Here is a 21,468-nt window from a genome sequence, read left to right as displayed (position 1 = left end):
ACTCTTATACCACTGTGACAGAAGCAAAAAGTTACAAAGACACCGTAAACTTGCCCCAGACTAACTTTGATATGAGGGCGAATGCAGTCAAACGAGAACCCGAACTGCAAAAATATTGGGCAGAAAACCAAATTTATGAGAAACTGTCACAAAATAACGCCGGTGACATCTTTATACTACATGACGGCCCACCCTACGCCAACGGAACCCTACACATGGGTCACGCCTTAAACAAAATTCTTAAAGATATTATCAATAAATATAAACTCCTACGCGGCTATAAAGTACGCTACGTTCCTGGATGGGACTGTCACGGACTCCCCATCGAACTCAAAGTCCTGCAAAGCATGAAGCAAAAAGAACGCGAAGACTTAACCCCCCTGAAACTGCGGCATAAAGCGCGAGACTTTGCCCTATCCACCCAAAAAGAACAATGTGAAAGCTTTAAACGCTTTGGGGTATGGGGAGACTGGGAACACCCCTATCTTACCCTAACCCCTGACTACGAAGCCGCACAGATCGGAGTCTTCGGAGAGATGGCCCTCAAAGGATACATCTATCGCGGACTAAAACCCGTTCATTGGAGTCCCAGTTCACAAACGGCCCTTGCTGAGGCTGAGTTAGAATATCCAGAAGGACATACTTCTCGGAGTGTCTACGCGGTTTTCCCCGTTACTAAAGCATCGGATACCGCCCAAAAAGTCTTAAAACCTTACCTAAAAGACTTAGGCGTTGCTATCTGGACAACAACCCCCTGGACCCTTCCGGGTAACTTAGCGGTTGCCCTCAATCCTGAACTCACCTATGCTGTAGTAGAATCAGGGAAACCTATCTGCAAGCATAAATATTTCATCGTCGCCGCCGACTTAGTCGACAAACTAGCCGCTACTTTTGACACTCCCCTAACCGTCAAAGCAACTCTCAAAGGAAAAGACTTAGAACACACTACCTATCGTCATCCTTTATTTGATCGAGAAAGCGAGATCCTCATCGGCGGAGACTATGTAACCACTGAGTCAGGGACTGGGTTAGTTCATACAGCGCCCGGACACGGACAAGAAGACTATATAGTAGGTCAAAGATATGGTCTACCCGTTCTTTCCCCAGTAGACGAAAAAGGAAACTTTACCGCCGAAGCCGGACAATTTGCCGGTTTAAACGTCCTCAAAGATGCCAACGAAGCGATCATCAAAGAACTCGAAGAAAAGGGTGCATTATTAAAAGAGGAACCCTATCAACATAAATATCCCTACGACTGGCGCACCAAAAAACCCACTATTTTTCGTGCCACAGAACAATGGTTTGCATCGGTTGAAGGGTTCCGAGATACTGCCTTAGAAGCGATCAAAACTGTAACCTGGATACCCGCACAAGGCGAAAACCGTATCACTCCAATGGTAGCGGATCGCTCTGACTGGTGCATCTCTCGTCAACGGAGTTGGGGGGTTCCTATTCCTGTTTTCTACGACGAAGAAACGAACGAACCGCTATTAACTGAAGAAACCGTCAACTACGTTCAAGAAATTTTTGCCCAAAAAGGATCAGATGCTTGGTGGGAGTTATCGGTAGAGGAATTATTACCCGAACAATACCGCAACAACGGGCGCAAGTATCGCAAGGGTACAGATACAATGGATGTCTGGTTTGACTCGGGTTCTTCTTGGGCGGCAGTAGCAAAACAACGCCCTGAGTTAAAATATCCAGCAGATATATATTTGGAAGGATCTGATCAACATCGGGGTTGGTTCCAGTCGAGTTTATTAACCAGTGCCGCTACTAATGGTATTGCCCCCTATAAGACGGTGTTAACTCATGGGTTTGTCTTAGATGAACAAGGCCGCAAAATGAGTAAGTCTGAGGGAAATATAGTTGATCCGGCCATGATTATAAATGGAGGAAAGGATCAAAAGAAAGAACCTCCTTATGGTGCTGATGTATTGCGGTTGTGGGTATCTTCGGTAGACTATTCTTCGGATGTCCCCATCGGTCAAAATATGCTGAAACAGTTAGGGGATATTCGCAATAAGATCCGCAATACCGCTAGATTTTTATTAGGGAATTTACATGATTTTGACCCGGAAAAAAATGCGGTGGCATATCAGGACTTACCGGAATTAGATCAATATATGTTGCATCGCATCACTGAGGTGTTTAACGAGGTAACTGACGCTTTTGAAAGCTTCCAATTTTTCCGCTTCTTCCAAGTGGTGCAAAATTTCTGTGTGGTGGATCTTTCTAACTTCTATTTAGATATCGCCAAAGATAGACTGTATATTTCTGATGTAGATGCGTTACGCCGCCGCAGTTGTCAGACAGTCTTAGCGGTAGCAGTGGAAAACTTAGCAAAAGCGATCGCGCCGGTATTATGCCATTTAGCGGAAGATATTTGGCAATTCTTACCTTATAAAACTCCTTATAATTCCGTGTTTGAGTCGGGATGGGTAACCCTAAAACCTGACTGGAAACGGCCAGAATTAACCGCTAAGTGGTCAAAATTACGTCAGGTCCGGGATGAAGTGAATAAGGTAATGGAGTTAGCGCGAAGAGATAAAATGATCGGTGCATCTTTGGACGCTAAAGTGTTGCTGTATCTCTCGGATAAGGAGTTAAGAAAACAGTTGGAAGCTTTTAACCCTTCTGATAGTTTATCCGGCGATCGGGTTGATGAGTTGCGTTATCTATTTCTATCCTCTCAAGTGGAGTTAGTCGACTCACTTAAAGCTATGGAAAAAGCGAATTATAAGAGTGAGTCAGAAACCCTCGGAGTGGGAATAGTAAAAGCAGATGGCCAAAAATGCGAAAGATGCTGGAATTATTCGACTCTTGTGGGTAAGTTTCCTAATGATCCTACTCTTTGTGAACGTTGTGAAGCGGCTTTACAGGGTAAGTTTTAATTAAATTATGGGGTGGGTTATATTGTTTTAACTCACCCTACCAGACAAAATTAAGCGAGGAGTAATATACAATTAGGATTCCGATGTAAACGGAATTAATATGAGTGGTATTAACCGTCAAATCACACCAGATCCCAGAATTAACCTGTTTTTGAAACATCTTCCCAATACGCCTCAAGTTATTAGACTACTAAGAAAGGAAGGAAAAGCTTATGTTTTTAACGATCGAGAGACGATGGAACGAGTCACCCAAGCTATTATTGAAAAAGGAGAAAGAACAGGTATTGAAGATGAGACAGATAACTATGAACGCTACGGACTTTATTTTTCTCAATCAATTGGATATATACTAAAAGCAGATGGAAATCAAATACCTCTTTACTACGCTGAGATAAAAATTATTAAAGGAACAGATATTTATCATGTTATCCCCCGCACCAAACCTCGCCGAACAAATTAATAATTGGGAATTTGTTGAGTTATGGGTTGATACTATTGTGTTTCCTCCTCGTCTTTTGATGTTAGTAAGTGATAAGGATGGAAAGTCATATATTTATGATCCTATAGAGAAATACAAGCTGATTTTTTCTGGTTCGACTTACGATGAAGCACATTCCTGGTTACTTGAGGATGAATATGAACGGGTAGATGGCAGACTTTTAGCTCAGGATGTAGTTTAGATGGATAAAAAAGTATGACAACTATAAAAATAAAATTTCCGACAGAGACATGGGTTAATGCAACCTGGGATGAATATCTTCAACTTTACCAAAATACGAGCTATGAAAAGGCCAAGTTTTATTACAACAATGGAAGAGTAAGAATTGAAATGACTCCGTTAGGTAATCCTCATTCTAGAGATCATGCAATTGTGATTGTTGCTGTTAATTTATTTGCCAGTCTTAAAGGGATTGATTTAGATGTACATGATAATTGTACTTACCGAAAGACGGGTTTTCAAGATGCTCAACCTGATGTTTCTTTTTATATAGGAGAAAATGCTGAAATTATTCCTTGGGAAACCTCAATTATTAGTGTTGATCAATATCCTGCACCAGATTTAGTGATTGAAGTTGCTAGTAGTTCTCTAGCGGATGATAAGGGAGAAAAGCGGCTTTTATATGAGGATTTGGGAGTTAGGGAATATTGGATTATTGATGTAAATAATGTTGATGTTATTGCGTTTGCTATTGCAAATGGTGGGAGTAGACGGATTAATGAGTCTCAAGTTTTACCTAATTTATCTATATCGGTTATAACAGAAGCTTTGCGCCTCAGTCGTCAGATGAATCATGGTAAAGTGGGAGTATGGTTGTTAGAGAAGTTTAAACAAATACCCCCATTGTAAAAACATTGCATACGACGTTTCTACGCCATTACCAACTTGAATTACGTAAGCTTAAATCATAACGAGGAGTAATAGATTTTCTTTGACTCCGGTCTAAATATTTATCACTATAACCTAAGCGCCATAACAAAATTTCATCAATCCATTGAATTCCTTGGTCAATTAATTGCCAGCGCCTTTCCTTTGTCATACTACTGACTCTAGGATGAACGGCATCGTTTCTTACCTCAAGAAATTCTGGTACATCGTTTATATCATTGTATCCTCTACATGGAGTTAATCCTATGCGTTCAAGCATTAATCTTAGGCGTTTACCAGTAACACTAATATGTTCTTGTCCAGGTTTTTTGCCTAAATTCCAAGTTTGTTTAGCTTGTCCAGTTTTTGTTATATCAAATAATAAATCTATCTTAGATTTTTGAGCAGGATTAGTCTCATCTTCAACTAGGATAGCATAACTTAAACGTTCCAGAGCCGCGCCAATAGCACTTGCTCTAACTGGCCATGCCATATAATGCTGTGTTGCTTGAAAATATTGAATGAGTGTAAAGTCAAATGTATCTTTCCATAAAGAATTTTGAATCATCCGTTCAAAAGTTGAAAAACGTTCTATATACTTTTCTAAATCACTGCAAGGTGTAATCCATGAAACAGATAATTGTTCTAAAGGAGTAGTTTTATATTGACTAGCTAATGCACAAACAGGATATATAGCAGGCTTATCAAAAAGCCTTTGACCTTCAATAAATAGGGGAGCAGTATATCCTCCGTTTGCATAAGATAAAAACCAAGCAAAATTATTAAAAATATTTTTAACTTCTGTTAAAGATAGATTAGGTAAATCATTCTCATTATTTCTAGCAATTTCAGCCAAATTTTTTTGCCAAATTTCTCCTTGTGCTGTAATTAGTGTTCCTCTATTGCGGTTTTCTGGATTTAACCATTCTAAGGCTTCTTTTTTGATTATTAAAGAAATTGTCCAAGTTTGATTGTAGGAAAATTCAATAACCAATGGTTGACCTTGCTCTAAACCTTGCCCTTGCTTTAACTTTAATAATTGGTTGGATTCTAAAAATTTGGTATTGGTTAAGTAAAAAGTAAAACTATGTGCTACCTCCTCTAAAGAATTGTAAATTGCTTCAAGAGAAGAACCTCTTCTTTTTTCTAGTGCAAAATGATACATAGACAAGGTTTCGCCCGTAATAACTGCTTTGTTTAAGGAAAATAAGTGACCTAGGCAAGAGTTGATGGGTTGTCCTAGATGAGGTAGATTATAATTTGAGTTATCGATTGTTTCAAATTCCCAAACAATGCGAGGAACAGGATAAATCTCAAGTTCTACCATTAAACGACCTTCACAGTTATCGATTTTAGCTATATTATTATAGAGTACGACTTCTTCTTGTAGAAGTAATTGCTTAGATGTAGGGATCATTTTTAGGACTTTAGCTAGGTTAAATGGTTTTTGTAGTATAATTGTAGCATGAAATTATATAGCTTGCCATCATAATTGTAAAATTATGTAAAATAATAAATCAGTATAGCTAGGATTATTCTCTAGTTATATCATAGGCTATATAGAGTTTTAATTCAGAAAAATTTATGACAGTAAAAGACAAAATTTTCAAAGCAATTCAAGAAATGCCGCAAGATGTTACATTTGATGAATTAATGGAACGTCTTAACTTATTGTATAAAGTAGAACAAGGACATCAAGCAGTTACAACAGGTGAAACTATTTTATCTGAAGAAGTTAAACAAAAATTACAAGAGGGTGCTATTAAAAGAGCTAAACGCGATCTAGAATTAACTCAAGAATGATTTAAGCTTGAAGAGGAAGTCTCTACTATCCATCTTCTCACCCGTTCAAAATTCGACTCACATCCAAAATAAAACCCGGTAATACATCCTCACCCGATAAACTAATAGGAGACTTTAACACTTCTATATCTTGTCTCGGACGATAAATTTCTACCTGTTGATTTTTCGGATCAATTAGCCACCCTAATCTAATACCATTATCTAAATACTCTTGCATTTTCCCTTGAAGAGGTTTTAAATTATCACTTTGCGAACGCAATTCAATCACAAAATCAGGACAGATTGGCGGAAATTGTTCCTGTTGTCGAGGAGTTAAAGCATTCCATCGTTCCAGAGATATCCACGCCGCATCAGGAGAACGATCAGCACCTAATGGTAGACTAAAAATAGTCGAAGAACTAAACACCACCCCTAATCCCGTTTGACGATTCCAAAGCGCTAAATCAGCAATAATATCCGCTTCTTTTTTTCCACTTCCTCCTCCTACAGGTGACACAATGACTAACTCTCCTTGTGCGGTACGTTCAAAGGAAATATCCGGGTTAGCTTGACAGAGTTCATAAAACGCCTCTCTTGTTAAAGCAATTAATGGTTTAAGATTAATGGTAATGGTACTCACTCACCCTCCTCCCCTTTTATGTCTCTGTATTTTATTGTAGCTACTTTTAAAACGCTCTTACCCGCGAAATTACTTAGATAAATAGTTAAATTTAAAACGCTAGGGTTTCGCTGGGAACTTACTCCTAGCCATAAGAATCTTAAAATCTTTAAAGGACTTATTTTCTTAGTTTTGTCCCTAGTCCCACTCTAGCCAAACCCTGCCCTTAATGCTATTTTAATAGTAAGTGCTTTAAATATCTTCCTAACTGTCCCCTATTAGAGTTTTATTAGATTTTACTCAACTTGCAATCGGATTGGTGGTTAGGAGTATTTAACCTAATCAATTGTTTTAAAAGTAACCCGATTAACTAATGAATACAGCCAATTATTTATCAAAAAAATATTTATATTGGATTGATTATAGTAAAGGAATATTAATTTTAATTATTGTTTTTTATCATTTTTTCCAAAATTACCGAGATGGAAGCGGCTTAGTTAACTTTTTGTATCAAATAGGGAACAGCTTGGCTTTTACTGCTGTGAACATATTTTTTGTTATTGCTGGCTTTAATACGACTTTATCTTTATTAAAACAAGTCAATCAAAATTCTCAGGGTTTTAATCAAATCAACTGGTTCAATTGGCTCAAAAAAAGGTTAGTTAGATTATATCCGACCTACTGGCTGGTAATTTTGGTAACAATGATTCTTTATTTGGCTACAGGGCATCAAATAAAAATTAACTCCCTCGGGGATTTTATTTTAATTGCTATTGGTTGGCCAGGTTATGCCCGATATAAAACTTTAAATCCTGGCTTTTGGTTTTTTTCTGCTATCCTACAAGGTTATCTAATTACTCCTTTGATATTTTTTATTTGTAACAATCGCCCTATTCGTATTCTTAATCTAGGCTTAGGTTTGGGAATCTTAACTAAAATTATTTGTTTAATTAGCCTAAGCAATAACTTTATTGATACTGCCTCTCTAATTCAAAACAATTGGATTTTAAGTTATATATTTCCTTTTTGTTTAGGTTTTTATTGGGGATTTATTTATTATAAAAATGATCAACTTAGGCGAAAAGATTGGCTAATTTCTCTGGTTGCTTTTGCTATTGGTTTAGTTATTTATGCAATTTTGCTTATCTCTAAAATAGACGTTAGGTATATGTTAGGATTTGATTTGTTATTCACTCCTTTAATCATGTTACTCTGTTATTGGGTTAGTCAAAAAATTATTGAAAAAATTACCTATCTGAAGGAATTAATTGCGCTACTTGGCAGAAATTCTTATCAAATTTATTTGCTGCATCAGCCGCTTTTGTTTATCTTATTACCAAGCCTGATAAAATATATTAAATTGCCCTTATATCCTCGCCTGGCTATTTCTTTAATAATCACTGCTTGTTTTTTAACCCTATATATCTTTCTCTTCAACAAAATAGAATTATCTTTAAAAAAAATTTTAAAATTTAAAAGTACCTAAGACCTAAAAAAATAAGATTAGATTGATTAATCAATCGCTCCTCGTACCACAATAACCGTACTATCAACCCCACGAGCAATAGCATCAGGAATATTCCCATGAATAGCCTGCTGTAATAACCCTTCCCGAGACGCTCCCAAAACAATCACATCACACTCTTCGGCGCGAGCTAATTGTATTAAAGCATCAGAAACAGAATTAGAACGAATAGAAATAGGAAAAATCGGTTTATTCAATTTATCTCTTAAAATTTGAGCCGCTTCTTCTAACCCTTGAGAATCCGGTTCAATCTCTGAAGGAGGATAAACTTTACACAGCCACAACTGAGGGGCATCCGGATTAGAATATAATCGTGTTAAACTCGGTAATAATTCAATTGCTCGTTGAGCATTTGGCCCCCCCGCCATCGGCACTAACCAAGTAGCATTATGCTCTAAATTTAGGGGATAAGCATTAGCACTAGCTCCAAGTTTAACTAACATTAAATCACAGGGAGCTTTATGAATCAAGGTATCTGCAACACTGCCAAAAATTGCCCCTTGACTATCACTAATTCCTTTCCAACTCATTAACATTAAACTAATATGCCGTTGCTGAATAGTTTCTATAATGGATTCAGCCGTATCCTGAGCGACTCTCACTTGAGTATGAACGGCAATATTCAAATGTCGCCCTAATCTTTCCATACGCTGCATCAGCTTGCGGCTATGATGAACCTCAACTCGAGCTTCAGAAGGAAATTGATGTCTAGGAATCTTAATCACTTGCAGACATTCGATTTCATAGTGGCGATGACGAGCGATGGTTGCGGCAATTTGAAATAAGGTTGCAGCCATCTCCGGATCACTAAGCGGCAATAAAATCCGTCCATTCCCCAAAGCCGGCGAACGAGTCTGATAAACCACATAAGACGGGGGCGGTTTAGTTCCTTGAGTTCCGCCTCCGAGTTGCTTAACTTCTGCTTGAATAATATCGGTGCGGGTAATAATCCCCACTAAAATATGTCCTTCTGTCACCGGTAAACGAGATAATTGATAGCGGTTGAGTAAATAGAGAACATCACTTAAAGAGGTTTCCGGTTGCACAGTAATCGGTTTTGGGGTCATAATCTCACGCAGAGATACATCGGGTGAGCGCTCACCCAAATTCGATAAATCACTCTGAGTGACAATTCCCACTAATTTTCCCGCTTCTACCACCGGAAACCCGCGATGACGGGATATAGACATCGCCTGTAGCACTTTATCTAGAGTAAGATGACTTTCTAAGCTTTCTACCTGAGACTGCATCACATCAGCCGCTTTTAACTTACTCAAGAAATCATTAACCGGCACTTCCTCGCTTAAATGAATCCCACTCGCATCAAGCAAATGTTCATAAATCGAACGACTAAACACATTTTCTGCCACCAAATAAGACACCGCACAAGTCAGCATCAACGGCAGTACAATATTAAAATTAGCCTTTAATTCAAAGACAATCACAATCGCTGTCACCGGAGCGCGAACCACCGCCGTAAAAAACCCTCCCATTCCCGCCAGCGCGTAAGTGGTAGCCGCTCCTGAACCCGTCACCCATCCGGCTAATTCTCCCACGATATAGCCCAAAGCGGAACCCAACACCAGCGCCGGGGCAAATAATCCTCCGGGAGCGCCCGAACTATAAGCTAAGATGGTTAGGCAAAAATGAGCCACAAAAGCCAACAGAATACTACGCCAACCTAATTCCCCAGTGACTAAAAACTCCCTCAGTCCCGAGTTATCGCGGAAAAAAGGCGGTAACAGGGCAATCACTCCCCCAGAAATCATACAGACTAAGCCAACCCGCCAAGGCATCGGCAATCTCAGCCGCTTTTGTACGTTCATACAAAAGAGAATTCCCCAATTAAATAACGCTCCTAGCATTCCCGCTAAAAAACCGAGCAAAAGATATAGAGGAATTTCTCGAGCGGAAAAGTTTATGTTTAGAGGTGCGGGTATAATGGGACCAGCAGACTCGAGTAATAAAGATACCACTGCCCCAGTAAAGGAAGCCACGATGGCTGTTTCTAAAGTTAACCCAGAGACATCGCGCATCAATTCTTCAACCACAAATAAAACTCCCGCTATGGGAGTCCCAAACCCCGCCGCTAGTCCTGAAGCGGCCCCGGCTGCAATCATCTGTCGCCGATGTTCTGGGGAAGTGGGAACCCATTGACTCAATTGAGCCGCTAAGGCCGCCCCTATATGAACTGTAGGCGCTCGCCGCCCAAGGGTTAACCCTGCGCCTAATACTAAGGTTGCCCCCAGTAATTTAGCGATGGCTACCCGTAAAGACAGAGGCACCGGAAAGCGAGCTAAAGCGGCTTTGACTTGGGGAATGCCTCCACCGGCAGCCGCCGGTGAGATCACTTGTATTAACTGACCGGCCAGTAATCCTAATAATAATCCGCCGATGGGAAGTAGCCAGACTGCCCCAAGTTTAGTAGTAATATGAACTCGCCATCCTCCTAACCATCCTACCCCCTGTTTAAGGAGTAAGGCCGCGATCGCCGATAAAATCCCGATGAGACAAGATTCCAGCATGGCATAGCGGGTATCGACGGAACTGCGTCCGAAACGTCTAGCTTTAAACCAACCATGCAGGCGTTTTAGGGGAAAAGGTAAATTCATTAAGATTCTGGCTCGATTCCAATAGCTCTATAATACAGACTATCCCATTTTTGAAAAGGTATATTGAAGTCCAGTTTCAGAAGTCTTGTTAATGATCCCCTAAACCGATAAACTTAAAGATAAAGGCGAGCTAGGCAAAAATTTTCTCAAGGATTTTTCTACTGTACCCCAGCCCCCACTGGAGCGGGGTTTTTAGGAGCTACTGCCGGCCTGTATGAAGTGGCTGATTTTAGGTTTAGTGCCATCTTCTAGATAATTTTGTGTTGCCACAATTAGATGATTGATATTTTTCTCACTCGCATCATCCATATCCTCATTAACGTCAGTTAAATCGAATTGAAGCCGCAGATAATAATCGTGAGGATCAATTAGTTTTTTAGCAATTTCATCATTAATTGTAGATGAGCTACCAAACATTATATCTACTAATGGCCCTGCCCATTTTATAAGGCCCCAATCTCGTGCATCTTCTAGAGAAATAGAACGAGTGAATCTTCCAGTACCTAAAGATAATAGAGCTATTTCTTGGCCATTTTCTGCACTTTGTTGCAAAGATGGACAGTTTAGCGTTGGATAATCTGTGGCATAATGCTGAATTAAATTAGTGGCTTCAGCGATGGCACAAATCGACGGATTACCGGCAAACATTCCGCCATCAATCGCTGAATAATCTTGATTGCCAATTGTCAGTCCATGAGCCGGGAAAAATGTCGGGGCAGAAGCCGAACAGACACAAGCTTCCCAAATGGGAATGTTTTTATATTCTTCCTCCCAATTTTTTAAAACAATAGGTCGCCGATGAATGGTATCATAAGAGGTTATCAGCACTAATTTAGGCAATAAGTCTCCTAAATTTTTGCGTGGCAATTGCTCTTGTAAAACCTTAATTAATCCTTCGTCCGAGTATTGAGGGTTGATAAAATTTGCCGGATTTTTATGGATTAAGCTCCATCTATTAAGAAGATGATTATCTCTCGGAAAAATTGTTGCTCCATTTTCTTTGTAAAGATCAACTAATGTTTGAGCCGTGTAGCCAGCAGCTAGAGCCGCAGCTAGAATTGAACCAGTAGAAGTTCCAACAAATAAATCAAAGTATTGTTGTAGAGATTGTCCAGTTAGTTGTTTAATTTGTCTTTCTACCTCGATTAACATCGTAGCGGTTACGACTCCACGAATTCCACCACCATCTAAACTGAGTATGCGAAAAGTCATAATTTTTTCTCCTATTCTTAGCGAAAAGATTTGACTGATTTTTGCTCATCAGTATATAGTCATCAAAATTGAAAATAATTGATGCAGTAATTTTGATTAAAAGCTCCCACACCTTAACTTGTATCTATCTTTTTTAATAATAGACTCGGGTTTTACTTAAAGGGCTTTTTAGTAAACTTATTTAAAGTAAATTTACTTAAGTACATATACTGATTATTCTTGAATAGGGATTCTAATCAAGCCAACGGACAGGAAATTGCTGACCTTGCTCTGAGATAAACTGATCAAGCTGTTCTAAAGTTAAAGGTTCGGGTAAAGGATATCGTTGAGAAATAGTGCGCTTTAAATCCGTATAATAACGAATCATAGACGCAAAATCTCTGGGATATTTATCTTGATCTACACCAATAAAATCACCCTTTTCTTTAGCACGAGCTAAAACGGCTCGCCACTGCTCAATCGATACTAAACCCACAGATTCCACACCATGAGAAAACAGCATCATATAAATTTCATTATATGATTGGCTACTCTTAAGATAGTCTAGAAGCCAATCGAGAGAGGGTTGTTTATTAAACGTCAACCAAAAAGGAATTGAACCCGTTTGTAACATCCAAAAAGGCTCTAATAAAACAAACGATTCTATCAATAACCGATTCGTTAAAATCTTCTGTTGTTTGTACCACCACCGATATAATTCCGCCACAAAAGGACTCGGATAAGCTGGCTCATCAAAAACAATACGCCGCACTCGATAACCTCGCTCACGAGCAAAGCGTTCTACATCTTCAGCCAACTCTGGCCTAAAACCCCATTCGGCTTCGGGACTCTCGGCATCAGGCTCAGGAGCATCCCATTTTTGTTGGGATGGGTGATATCGTTGTATATATTCGGCTACTCGCTCACTGCCATAGAGAAACTCTTGGGAATTCATCCCTCCCACTGCCCCAAATTGGAATATATGCCGCTCGCTGACTTGGGTTGTGGGCCAGGAGTTTTGACACTCGACTAAAAAAATCGTTCCTCCTTGGGGCAAAGAATTCTCGATAAAGCGTTCAAAGGCTGTCCCCAAACGCAGACGTTTCACCCGAAAATAAGTCATGCCTTGGCTAGTTAAGCGGTCTTCATTGGGGTCGTGCATCTGATGTAAGACAATCTCAGGATTCGCCTCCAAAAAAGCCGGCGCGTATTTTTTGCCCCATTCGAGATATTTTTTCGGTTCATCGGGGTCTAGTCCGGGATGTTTTACCGGCACTAAAAAGGTTTGAGGTAGCCAAGGAATCCCCAATGCGGCATAAAGATGTACCATTGCCCCACTCGATGAACCAATAGCTACTGCTGGATACTCTTTGAGAGGATACTGATTGACCATCCACTGAGCTACCACTTCAATCCGAGTATCTTTCAACCGTTCTGGGGGAATGCCTTCATTAGCACTACCAGTGGTATAGATGAATTCTTGAAGGGGACGAGGTAATTGATTCACCAGAGAAAACAGAGGCTCAACCGCAGGTGAGGTAATCCCCAACCCCGGAAAATCTTCTCCTCGCAAGTAAGCCGCCGTTGCTCGTAACATCGCCGAGGCTGAGTCAAAATCTGCTATGTAGGGCGGGCTAACGTTTAAGTTAGCTAAGATAGAAGACCACTTGGGTTGGTAAAAAAGTTCTTTCATCATACCTCTGTTGTAATTAAATCTGATTCTGTAGCCTTAATAAAGGCTTCTACGGCTTGGGTCAGTTCTAGCGGCTTACTGTAGTTGAGGGTATGCGCTCCCCCTGCAATAACCTTTAATTGACCTTGGGGTAAAAGGTCCACTACTTCTTGTGCCCATTGCTGCGGCACGACTGGGTCTTTGTCACCCCGCACGACTAACGTGGGGACACGCAAATAGGGAAGTTTCGCTTCAACGCGGTCATAGAGGGCAATTTGAATAGTAGCGATACAGCGAGGTAAACCGGCTAACCAGTAATCTTGTATTTGTATGGGGGCTTGGCTATAGTCTTCTCCGGGTGCATTGAGCAGAAACCGCCAGATTTGCTGAAAAAGACTGCGCCCCCGAGGGTCAACGGTAGGACCTTGCAAAATTGCCCGCTCAATACGCTGCGGATGCCGCATGGCTAACTCGGCAATAATTTGGCAACCCATCGAGTTACCTAAAAAAGTGGCTTTTTTAATTCCGGTTGCATCCATCCAGCGAGCGATAACATCAGCCAGTTCAGGCAAGTCTAATATTTTTTCTGGTTTCTCACTTTCGCCATATCCCGGTAAGTCAAGGGCATAGACTCGATAATTGGCGGCTAGTAATTCGGCAGTAGGAATCATGTAGCGGCTTGAGAGAATCAATCCGTGTATTAAAATAATGATCGGAGCATTTTGGGGTAGCATTTCTGCCGATACCCGGGCAAATATTGAGAGTCCATCAACAATGGTACATTGAGTCTGCAATTTTCCTTTGCGTAGGTTCATTTTGATTTTTTAATACTATTTGAGCCTTATTTTGCTAGATTAAACATTAATTTAGCAGGGGTTTGTGTGTTTAAAATTTAGCGAATTTTTTTAAAGATTGGAAATAGGATTATTTATATTATTTTTATTAATAACAAAATCCACCTCAACCATTTGAGGGATTCTTGAGGGTTATAACTCGACCTTGGGTTAGATTTTTTCTCGTTAGCGTAATATAAACAGTCGGATATAAACAAAGTTATCTGTACCACAAAGCAACAGATAGTCTATCAAACAATCACATAAATTAGAGTTAAAACATCACTCATTCGCTCCCACGACCGATAACCCCTCAACAATTAAAGAAGGGGTATAACAGGAACCATTCCATCGGACATCATTGCCTAAAGCCGCCACTTGCTTTAACGCACTATAAACATTGCCGGCGACCATTGTATCTTTAACCCGGCCTAAAATTTCTCCTTTTTCTACACGATAGCCTAAATCCACATTGATAGAAAAATCTCCCGAAATATCAGCCCCACCGCCTAAAATTTGCTCAACAATTAAAGCCTTATCTAACTGACGAATTAACGCTTCGAACTCACCTTGTCCAGGTTCAATGATTAAATTGACTAAATCTGGCGTAGGATAGCGCCCTAAACCCGGACGAAACCCGTTACCTGTACTAGAAGTTCCTAACGCTCTCCCTGTCGTACGATCACAATAAAACAATTGTACTGTTCCTTGTTCGATTAAAGATAACTTTTGAGTTAGAGTTCCTTCGTCATCGAAAGGACAGTCATAGGGTTCTCGGTCCGGTTGTTGGGATAAACTGAGTTGCTCACTGATCACCATGTCCCCTTGTTTCTCACTCCAAGGCGAAGACTTTTCTAAGACATTTTTTCCATTTAAAGCCGCCGCTACCGTTTCCCATAGCAGGGTGGCGGCATTTGCGGTCAATAAAACCGGGATACGTCCTGTGGGGGTTTCTGCATGAGACTCGGCCCACTGTAAACGCTGTAATAGCTGTTTAACGACTTGTTCAGGGTTGAGTTTACCTCGGGTATAGTCTCCTTCATAGACACCTAAAAAGTCTTCTCCTCGAATCCATTCTACCCCTAAGTAATAACTGACAGAAATATCACTCGAGTGACAATAAAGTCCTTGGGAATTGATTAAAATCGTGCTTTCTTGTTCACACTCTAAGGCGGCATTACAGATAACATCCGGATAAACGTCTCGAATTTGAGCGATCATCTCTTTGCCAGTTTCCACTAACGCCTCCACAGAAACCGTTTCCCCCACATTAGAATAAATCGCCTCGTGAGGAGCGGCTAGTTCAATGGTTTCAGGGACATTGAGGTGCGTTAGAGCGATCGCTTTTTCTACTAATTCTAGGGGTTCACAGGGTCCATAAGCAACGGCTAACCCTGGACATCCGTCTCGCCATAATCTTAAGGCAGTTCCTTCTGACTCGGTAATTTCTAGCTGTTTGAGGCGGTTGGCTTCAAAAGAAACCGGACGAGATAGGGAACTAGACTGATATACCTCTGCATGGGTGGCTCCGGCTTTGAGGGCTAAATCGATAAGTTGTTGAGGTTTAATGGTCATTCTTTAACTTGATAGACGGCTCCTTAAACAGAATAACATTCTATTTGAATGATTTTGATGGGTATTTAGAGCGTGAGTATTACTGCTATGATCTTCAAGGTAGCACTATATTTGTTAATTTACGCACATTAATGAGAATAAATCCTCGTATTTTGCAACTCATACCTCTGGTACTTTCTTTAGCAATCACAACAATTTTGGGATTAAACTTGAACTCAAAAGCACTCGCCCATAGTGTTTGTGGACTAAAAAGAGAAGAAGCGTCTTTTAAAACTAAGAGTTATCTAATTACTATTTGCCCAGGAGAAGCGAGTTTTCAGTTAATTTTGACTTACTTGGGGTGATTCAAATCAAAAAAGTCAACTGATTAAGAAATTACTCGTTTGAGTTCGTTTGGGACATCGACTAGGGCCTCATCTGGCAGAATATAACTACTTCCTAATAACTTTTCATCACTATCAATAATTTCAGGAAACCGCAACCCGGCTAATACTTGCACGGCAAAAATTTCTTGTAGGGCATCTTCAAAGCGTAAAAAGGCCACTGTTTGCCCTGTCTCAATATTGACTACCCATACCCCACAACTTCTTTCGGTTAGTCTACTGGTGAGGGGAATTCCACTAAATACCGCCGTTTCTCTGACCTGAGATAAACCAATAAAAGCTAAATTGCCCCAAAAATCTAATCCTCTTGTAAATCCTGGCAACATAGCTACGGTTTCTAATTTGCCGCTTTTTAAATCCACAGTGGCTATACTTCCATTTCCCGATTCTAAAACCCAGAGTTGATTATTATACCAACGGGGAGAATGCGGCATAGATAATCCTGTGGCGATAATTTCATTAGAGTCAATATCGATGAGTACACCGCCCTTAGCTTTGTTTTCTCGCCAGCCGTTCAAACTGTCACTATTTCCCAAGGCAGTAACATATTTAGGTTGATAGTTTACCATCGCTAACCCATTCAGATGACAGCGATCTTCGGGGGTTAAAGCACTAATAAAGCTGGGTCGCCAACAAGGCACAAAACTATGAACAAAATCTACTGTACATAAACAAGAAAAGCGGGTATTAATAAACCATAATTCTTCTTTTCTCCAAGCCATTTCATGAATATCAATAAGGAGAAAAATTAGAAGTTTTCACACTTCTGAGAGGAGCGTCATCGGGAGAATTGGGTAGAGGATCATTCATGCAGTTTGATTGAGGTAGGTGGACAAAAAAATATGAACAATATGAATAATATGAATAATATTAACAATATTAACAACATGAACCTTAAAAATATCTTCAGTTAAATCCCATTTTATAACCCAATATATATAAGTTTTTTTTAATTGACGTTTTTTAAAAGTTTTTGTAAAGTGTTAATTAATTGGCTTCATTTACTTGTTTATACGTAATCAATATTACGTAATTACGTATTATGTCAGGTCTATTGATTAAATTGTCAAGTTGTGAGAGAGATTGAGGAAAACAAATGGCTATTTTTAATGTTACCAATTTAAATGACTTTGGTGCAGGTAGTCTGCGGCAAGCTATTTTTGATGCCAATGGGTTGCCGGGTGCAGATACCATTGAGTTTAGTAGTGTGACGGGAACCATTACCCTGAGATCAGGAGAGTTAAGGGTTACGGACTCCCTCACCATTAACGGGCCAGGTGCTAAACTTTTGAGTGTATCAGGAAATAATGCTTCGAGGGTTTTTAATATTAACTCTTACTCTACTAATACTAATTTTGATGTCTTTATTAATGGCTTAACAATTACAGGAGGGAATAGTTCTTCCGGTGGCGGTATTGAAACCAATGGTGGCTCCATCACTATAATGGATAGCATTATTTCTGGGAACTTTGGTAATGGTGTTACCAGCTTTGGTGGCACTACTACTATAAGTAACAGCACTATTTCTGGGAACTTTGGTAATGGTGTTACCAGCCTTGGTGGTGGCACTACTACTATAAGTAACAGCACTATTTCTGGGAACTTTGGTTATGGTGTTAGCAGCAATGGATCATCTAGTATTCTCACCATAACTAACAGCACTATTTTGAAAAATTCTCAACATGGTGTTAGTAGCAATGGTCCTAATGGTACTACTACTATAACCGACAGCAACATTTCTGAGAATTCTGGTAAGGGTGTTACAAGCTCTGGTGACACTACTATAAGTAACAGCACTATTTTGAAAAATTCTCAGGATGGTGTTAGTAGCAATAATCCTAATGGTACTACTACTATAACCGGCAGCAACATTTCTGAGAATTCTGGTAAGGGTGTTACAAGCTCTGGTGACACTACTATAAGTAACAGCACTATTTTGAAAAATTCTCAGGATGGTGTTAGTAGCAATAATCCTAATGGTACTACTACTATAACCGGCAGCAACATTTCTGAGAATTCTGGTAAGGGTGTTACAAGCTTTGGTGACACTACTATAAGTAACAGCACTATTTTGAAAAATTCTCAGGATGGTGTTAGTAGCAATAATCCTAATGGTACTACTACTATAACCGGCAGCAACATTTCTGAGAATTCTGGTAATGGTGTTGCAAGCTCTGATGACACTACTACTATAAGTAACAGCACTATTTCTGGGAATTCTGGTGATGGTGTTAGAAGGATTTTTGGTGACACTATTACTATAACTAACAGCACTATTTCTGGGAATTCTGGTGATGGTGTTAGAAGGATTTTTGGTGACACTATTACTATAACTAACAGCACTATTTCTGGGAATTCCAATAGTGGTATTGAAATCATCTTCAGTAACTTGAAGTTAACTAACACAATTATTGCTAATAGCGGCGGTGGTGATTGCACTAACAAAGGTACAATAGCCGCTAACATCAACAACCTCATCGAAGACGGAACTTGTAATCCTGGATACCAAGGTGATCCCAATCTAGGGCCTTTACAAAACAACGGAGGACCAACCTTGACTCATGCCCTTCTTCCCGGAAGTATCGCTATTAATGCTGGTTCTAATGCCGCAGTTCCTTCTTATCTTACCACTGACCAAAGAGGCATAGGATTTACTCGTATTCTCGGCGGGACAGTAGATATCGGTGCTTATGAAGCCGTTGCCGTCGTGCCGGAACCCTTAACCATGCTTGGAGTAGCTACAGCTACCGCATTTGCCATAGCTTTTAGGGGCAAACGAAAGAGGTAAAAAACGCCTCTCCCATAACTTGTGACGATAAGAAAAGCGATTACGAATCGAGGGCATATTCGATACGCCCCTACACCAAACAGCATTTATCCACTTGTAGGGGCGCTCCGCTTGCGCCCAATTACATTAAGTTAATTAGGTGAGTATTGCCCACTTAACCAATTTCTAACCTTTAATCAACAACCAACTTCTTAACACCTCTGCCACTGACCAAGCTTGAGCAATACAACCTTTAGGAGAAAAGGGCTTATTCCCCTCAAAAATTTCGCTAATGGTTCCTAACCCTGCTGTTTCTAAATGAGCAATCATTGGCTCTAAAAATTGATAAGCACGGGTTTGATCGCCATAAACTCGTAAATAAGCCATGACAAACGCTCCGATTAACCATCCCCAGACGATTCCTTGATGATAAGCACCATCTCGTTCTAATTGATCTCCTCGGTAAAACCCTTTATAATTCGGGTCAGTGGCGGCTAAACTCCTCAACCCATAGGGAGTTAATAAGGCCTTTTGACAAGTATCCACTACGCTTTTTTGTTGTAAAGCGCTTAAAGGACTCTGGGGTAAAGAAACTGCAAAAATTTGATTAGGACGCAACGACGGATCATTTCCTGTGGGGCTATCCAAGACATCAAAACAATAGCCTAATTCGGCATTCCAAAAGCGTTGAAAACCCTTTAAAGTTAGTTGAGCCATCTCTTCATATTCTTTAAATGGCTTTTGCAACTTTTGAGCGAATTGAGACAGCGTGAGTAAAGCATTATACCAAAGGGCACTAATTTCTATCGGTTTGCCAATGCGAGGAGTAACCACCCAGTCCCCAACCTTTGCATCCATCCAAGTGAGTTGTTTTCCTTCAACCCCTGCATAAATTAAGCCATCTTCGGGGTCTAGATGGATATTATAGCGAGTGCCTCTGAGATGCCAATGAATAATATCAGTCAAAATCGGCAAAATTTCTGCTAAAAATTGATGATCTTCTGTGGCTTGGTAATAGGCACGGATAGCTTCAAAAAACCATAAAGTTGCATCAACAGTATTATAATCCCCTTCGTTTAAGGGTGCGCCATCATCGGGAAAACGGTTAGGAAGCATCCCTTGACTCACGTATTGAGCAAAGGTTAAAAGAATAGAGCGGGCAATTTCTGGACGGCCGGTAGAGAGGGTTAAACCGGGTAAACTAATCATAGTATCCCGTCCCCAATCGGTAAACCAGTGATAACCAGCAATAATGGTTTTTCCGGCCGGGTTATGGGGAATAGGACGCTTAACAATAAATTGATCCGCAGCAAGCACCAACTGTTTTAGAGATTTTAAATTTTCTGGAGGGAGATGAATAATAGAAGGGTTCTGCCGCCAAAAAATTTCTATTAGTTCTTGTTCATAAGCGCGACGAATCTCTAATTGTGCCTTAGCGTCTAAACTGGGGTGCGGAACTCGTTCCGCACTGGGGTTAGGATCGCAACTAGCGACAAAGGTTGCCGACTCACCAGGCGCAAGGGAAATTTCAAAAGTAGCCGCGTGAAAGTTATCATCCAAATCATATAATCCCCGCTCCCGTTCTTGAGCTAACTGAAAACCGTAATACCAAATCTGCTTAAGATAAATAGTCGTTTGGGGACAATTGCAATACAGATAAAAAGGAATGGCTCCCGGTGCGGCAGTAATACACACTCCATAATTTATCGGAGCAACTTGCATCTGCCAGTTTCCGCCCACAGTACGACTATGATGATCTCGGTAATTCACTAATGCTTTGAGTGATAATTTGAGGGGTTCACTCGCTTCAATGAGAGAATATTGAATATAAGTCGTATTCGCCTCGGGTTGCATCCAGATCCGTTTTTCGAGTAGGGACTCTCCTAAACGAAAAAACCAGACTGGAATAGTGCCTTCTAGCAAGAACTTTTCTAAGTGCTGATCAACTTCTGTTTCTCGGGTTCCATCTGCCCAATAATTGCTATAAAGAGGATAAGAAGTGGTTTGAGTAATAGCAATTTCATCGAGTTTAGTTAATAACAGGGTACGTTGTAAGGGAGGCTTCAGGGCAGCTATCAACAGTCCATGATATCCACGCCCTAGGGCCCCCCTTACTGTCCCACTGGCATAACTCCCGATGCCATTAGTTACTAACCATTCTTGGTCATTAGTCATTAGTCATAAGGTAAGGGTACAGCAATGCTGCGCCCTTACAGTTGTCATTAGTCATTACCTAATAATAAATCATA

17 protein-coding genes are annotated in these 21,468 nt (G+C 40.2%); 8 read left to right on the top strand and 9 right to left on the bottom strand.

From position 1 onward, the window contains the following. The first annotated feature begins 14 nt into the window (after positions 1 to 14). From ileS to CYAN7822_RS15725, 4 genes are all read left to right on the top strand, one after another. Positions 15 to 2,894 carry an isoleucine--tRNA ligase gene (gene ileS / locus CYAN7822_RS15740; protein ID WP_041933783.1) on the top strand — a complete coding sequence of 960 codons (2,880 nt, stop codon included), beginning with the start codon at positions 15 to 17 and terminating at the stop codon, positions 2,892 to 2,894. Positions 2,895 to 2,994: 100 nt separating this feature from the next. Beyond that, complete coding sequence (locus tag CYAN7822_RS15735) at positions 2,995 to 3,354, top strand: DUF6972 family protein (protein WP_013323264.1); 360 nt, start codon at positions 2,995 to 2,997, stop codon at positions 3,352 to 3,354. Then, positions 3,317 to 3,574, top strand: coding sequence for a hypothetical protein (locus tag CYAN7822_RS15730; protein ID WP_013323263.1), 258 nt, complete (start codon positions 3,317 to 3,319; stop codon positions 3,572 to 3,574). Before CYAN7822_RS15735 ends, CYAN7822_RS15730 begins: the two co-directional genes overlap by 38 nt. A gap of 14 nt (positions 3,575 to 3,588) precedes the next feature. After that, positions 3,589 to 4,242, top strand: coding sequence for a Uma2 family endonuclease (locus CYAN7822_RS15725; protein ID WP_013323262.1), 654 nt, complete (start codon positions 3,589 to 3,591; stop codon positions 4,240 to 4,242). A gap of 28 nt (positions 4,243 to 4,270) precedes the next feature. On the opposite strand, the gene CYAN7822_RS15720 is transcribed toward CYAN7822_RS15725, so the two are convergent. Beyond that, positions 4,271 to 5,677: a hypothetical protein gene (locus CYAN7822_RS15720; protein ID WP_013323261.1), complete on the bottom strand. Its 1,407-nt coding sequence runs from the start codon at positions 5,675 to 5,677 to the stop codon at positions 4,271 to 4,273. Positions 5,678 to 5,844: 167 nt separating this feature from the next. On the opposite strand from CYAN7822_RS15720, the gene CYAN7822_RS15715 reads away from it, so the two are divergent. Then, positions 5,845 to 6,063, top strand: a complete 219-nt coding sequence (locus CYAN7822_RS15715; RefSeq protein WP_013323260.1) for a hypothetical protein — start codon at positions 5,845 to 5,847, stop codon at positions 6,061 to 6,063. A gap of 37 nt (positions 6,064 to 6,100) precedes the next feature. Here CYAN7822_RS15715 and CYAN7822_RS15710 read toward each other — a convergent pair whose 3' ends face one another. After that, complete coding sequence (locus CYAN7822_RS15710) at positions 6,101 to 6,682, bottom strand: Uma2 family endonuclease (protein ID WP_013323259.1); 582 nt, start codon at positions 6,680 to 6,682, stop codon at positions 6,101 to 6,103. 352 nt (positions 6,683 to 7,034) lie between these two features. On the opposite strand from CYAN7822_RS15710, the gene CYAN7822_RS15705 reads away from it, so the two are divergent. Then, positions 7,035 to 8,147: an acyltransferase family protein gene (locus CYAN7822_RS15705; RefSeq protein WP_013323258.1), complete on the top strand. Its 1,113-nt coding sequence runs from the start codon at positions 7,035 to 7,037 to the stop codon at positions 8,145 to 8,147. Between the two features lie 26 nt (positions 8,148 to 8,173). Here the strand turns inward: CYAN7822_RS15705 and CYAN7822_RS15700 are convergent, their stop codons facing one another. The 5 genes from CYAN7822_RS15700 to CYAN7822_RS15680 all read right to left on the bottom strand — a co-directional run bounded on the left by CYAN7822_RS15700 (position 8,174) and on the right by CYAN7822_RS15680 (position 16,069). Next, on the bottom strand, positions 8,174 to 10,798 hold the full coding sequence (locus CYAN7822_RS15700; protein WP_013323257.1) for a chloride channel protein: 2,625 nt from the start codon (positions 10,796 to 10,798) through the stop codon (positions 8,174 to 8,176). A gap of 192 nt (positions 10,799 to 10,990) precedes the next feature. Further along, positions 10,991 to 12,010, bottom strand: a complete 1,020-nt coding sequence (locus tag CYAN7822_RS15695; RefSeq protein WP_013323256.1) for a patatin-like phospholipase family protein — start codon at positions 12,008 to 12,010, stop codon at positions 10,991 to 10,993. A 232-nt stretch (positions 12,011 to 12,242) separates the two neighbouring features. Further along, complete coding sequence (locus CYAN7822_RS15690) at positions 12,243 to 13,685, bottom strand: hypothetical protein (protein ID WP_216701549.1); 1,443 nt, start codon at positions 13,683 to 13,685, stop codon at positions 12,243 to 12,245. Next, a complete protein-coding gene (locus CYAN7822_RS15685; protein ID WP_013323254.1) occupies positions 13,682 to 14,476 on the bottom strand; it encodes an alpha/beta fold hydrolase in 795 nt (264 codons plus the stop codon). The genes CYAN7822_RS15690 and CYAN7822_RS15685 overlap by 4 nt, the downstream gene beginning before the upstream one ends. A 300-nt stretch (positions 14,477 to 14,776) precedes the next feature. Continuing rightward, the gene (locus CYAN7822_RS15680) at positions 14,777 to 16,069 is read right to left on the bottom strand and encodes a TldD/PmbA family protein (protein ID WP_013323253.1); all 1,293 of its coding nucleotides are present in this window, start codon (positions 16,067 to 16,069) and stop codon (positions 14,777 to 14,779) included. Between the two features lie 44 nt (positions 16,070 to 16,113). Here CYAN7822_RS15680 and CYAN7822_RS15675 point away from each other — a divergent pair, with 44 nt between their 5' ends. Beyond that, complete coding sequence (locus CYAN7822_RS15675; protein ID WP_049802569.1) at positions 16,114 to 16,413, top strand: hypothetical protein; 300 nt, start codon at positions 16,114 to 16,116, stop codon at positions 16,411 to 16,413. Between the two features lie 23 nt (positions 16,414 to 16,436). On the opposite strand, the gene CYAN7822_RS15670 is transcribed toward CYAN7822_RS15675, so the two are convergent. Next, positions 16,437 to 17,183 carry a TIGR03032 family protein gene (locus CYAN7822_RS15670; protein WP_280990151.1) on the bottom strand — a complete coding sequence of 249 codons (747 nt, stop codon included), beginning with the start codon at positions 17,181 to 17,183 and terminating at the stop codon, positions 16,437 to 16,439. Between the two features lie 365 nt (positions 17,184 to 17,548). Between CYAN7822_RS15670 and CYAN7822_RS15665 the strand changes: the two genes are divergently transcribed. Then, the gene (locus tag CYAN7822_RS15665; protein ID WP_013323252.1) at positions 17,549 to 19,240 is read left to right on the top strand and encodes a right-handed parallel beta-helix repeat-containing protein; all 1,692 of its coding nucleotides are present in this window, start codon (positions 17,549 to 17,551) and stop codon (positions 19,238 to 19,240) included. A gap of 165 nt (positions 19,241 to 19,405) precedes the next feature. Here the strand turns inward: CYAN7822_RS15665 and CYAN7822_RS15660 are convergent, their stop codons facing one another. Next, positions 19,406 to 21,394, bottom strand: coding sequence for an amylo-alpha-1,6-glucosidase (locus tag CYAN7822_RS15660; RefSeq protein WP_013323251.1), 1,989 nt, complete (start codon positions 21,392 to 21,394; stop codon positions 19,406 to 19,408). Positions 21,395 to 21,468: the final 74 nt, after the last annotated feature.

The sequence above is a fragment of the Gloeothece verrucosa PCC 7822 genome (assembly GCF_000147335.1).
Classification (GTDB): domain Bacteria; phylum Cyanobacteriota; class Cyanobacteriia; order Cyanobacteriales; family Microcystaceae; genus Gloeothece; species Gloeothece verrucosa.
This window is presented reverse-complemented; position numbering and strand designations above follow the sequence as displayed.

Bases quoted from the DNA above. Each gene is read 5' to 3' on its own strand.
- CYAN7822_RS15695 (WP_013323256.1), bottom strand. From the start codon at position 12,010: ATGACTTTTCGCATACTCAGTTTAGATGGTGGTGGAATTCGTGGAGTC.
- CYAN7822_RS15715 (WP_013323260.1), top strand. From the start codon at position 5,845: ATGACAGTAAAAGACAAAATTTTCAAAGCAATTCAAGAAATGCCGCAA.
- CYAN7822_RS15725 (WP_013323262.1), top strand. From the start codon at position 3,589: ATGACAACTATAAAAATAAAATTTCCGACAGAGACATGGGTTAATGCA.
- CYAN7822_RS15685 (WP_013323254.1), bottom strand. From the start codon at position 14,476: ATGAACCTACGCAAAGGAAAATTGCAGACTCAATGTACCATTGTTGAT.
- CYAN7822_RS15665 (WP_013323252.1), top strand. From the start codon at position 17,549: ATGGCTATTTTTAATGTTACCAATTTAAATGACTTTGGTGCAGGTAGT.
- CYAN7822_RS15720 (WP_013323261.1), bottom strand. From the start codon at position 5,677: ATGATCCCTACATCTAAGCAATTACTTCTACAAGAAGAAGTCGTACTC.
- CYAN7822_RS15735 (WP_013323264.1), top strand. From the start codon at position 2,995: ATGAGTGGTATTAACCGTCAAATCACACCAGATCCCAGAATTAACCTG.
- CYAN7822_RS15660 (WP_013323251.1), bottom strand. From the start codon at position 21,394: ATGACTAATGACCAAGAATGGTTAGTAACTAATGGCATCGGGAGTTAT.
- CYAN7822_RS15700 (WP_013323257.1), bottom strand. From the start codon at position 10,798: ATGAATTTACCTTTTCCCCTAAAACGCCTGCATGGTTGGTTTAAAGCT.
- CYAN7822_RS15680 (WP_013323253.1), bottom strand. From the start codon at position 16,069: ATGACCATTAAACCTCAACAACTTATCGATTTAGCCCTCAAAGCCGGA.
- CYAN7822_RS15690 (WP_216701549.1), bottom strand. From the start codon at position 13,685: ATGATGAAAGAACTTTTTTACCAACCCAAGTGGTCTTCTATCTTAGCT.
- CYAN7822_RS15705 (WP_013323258.1), top strand. From the start codon at position 7,035: ATGAATACAGCCAATTATTTATCAAAAAAATATTTATATTGGATTGAT.
- CYAN7822_RS15730 (WP_013323263.1), top strand. From the start codon at position 3,317: ATGTTATCCCCCGCACCAAACCTCGCCGAACAAATTAATAATTGGGAA.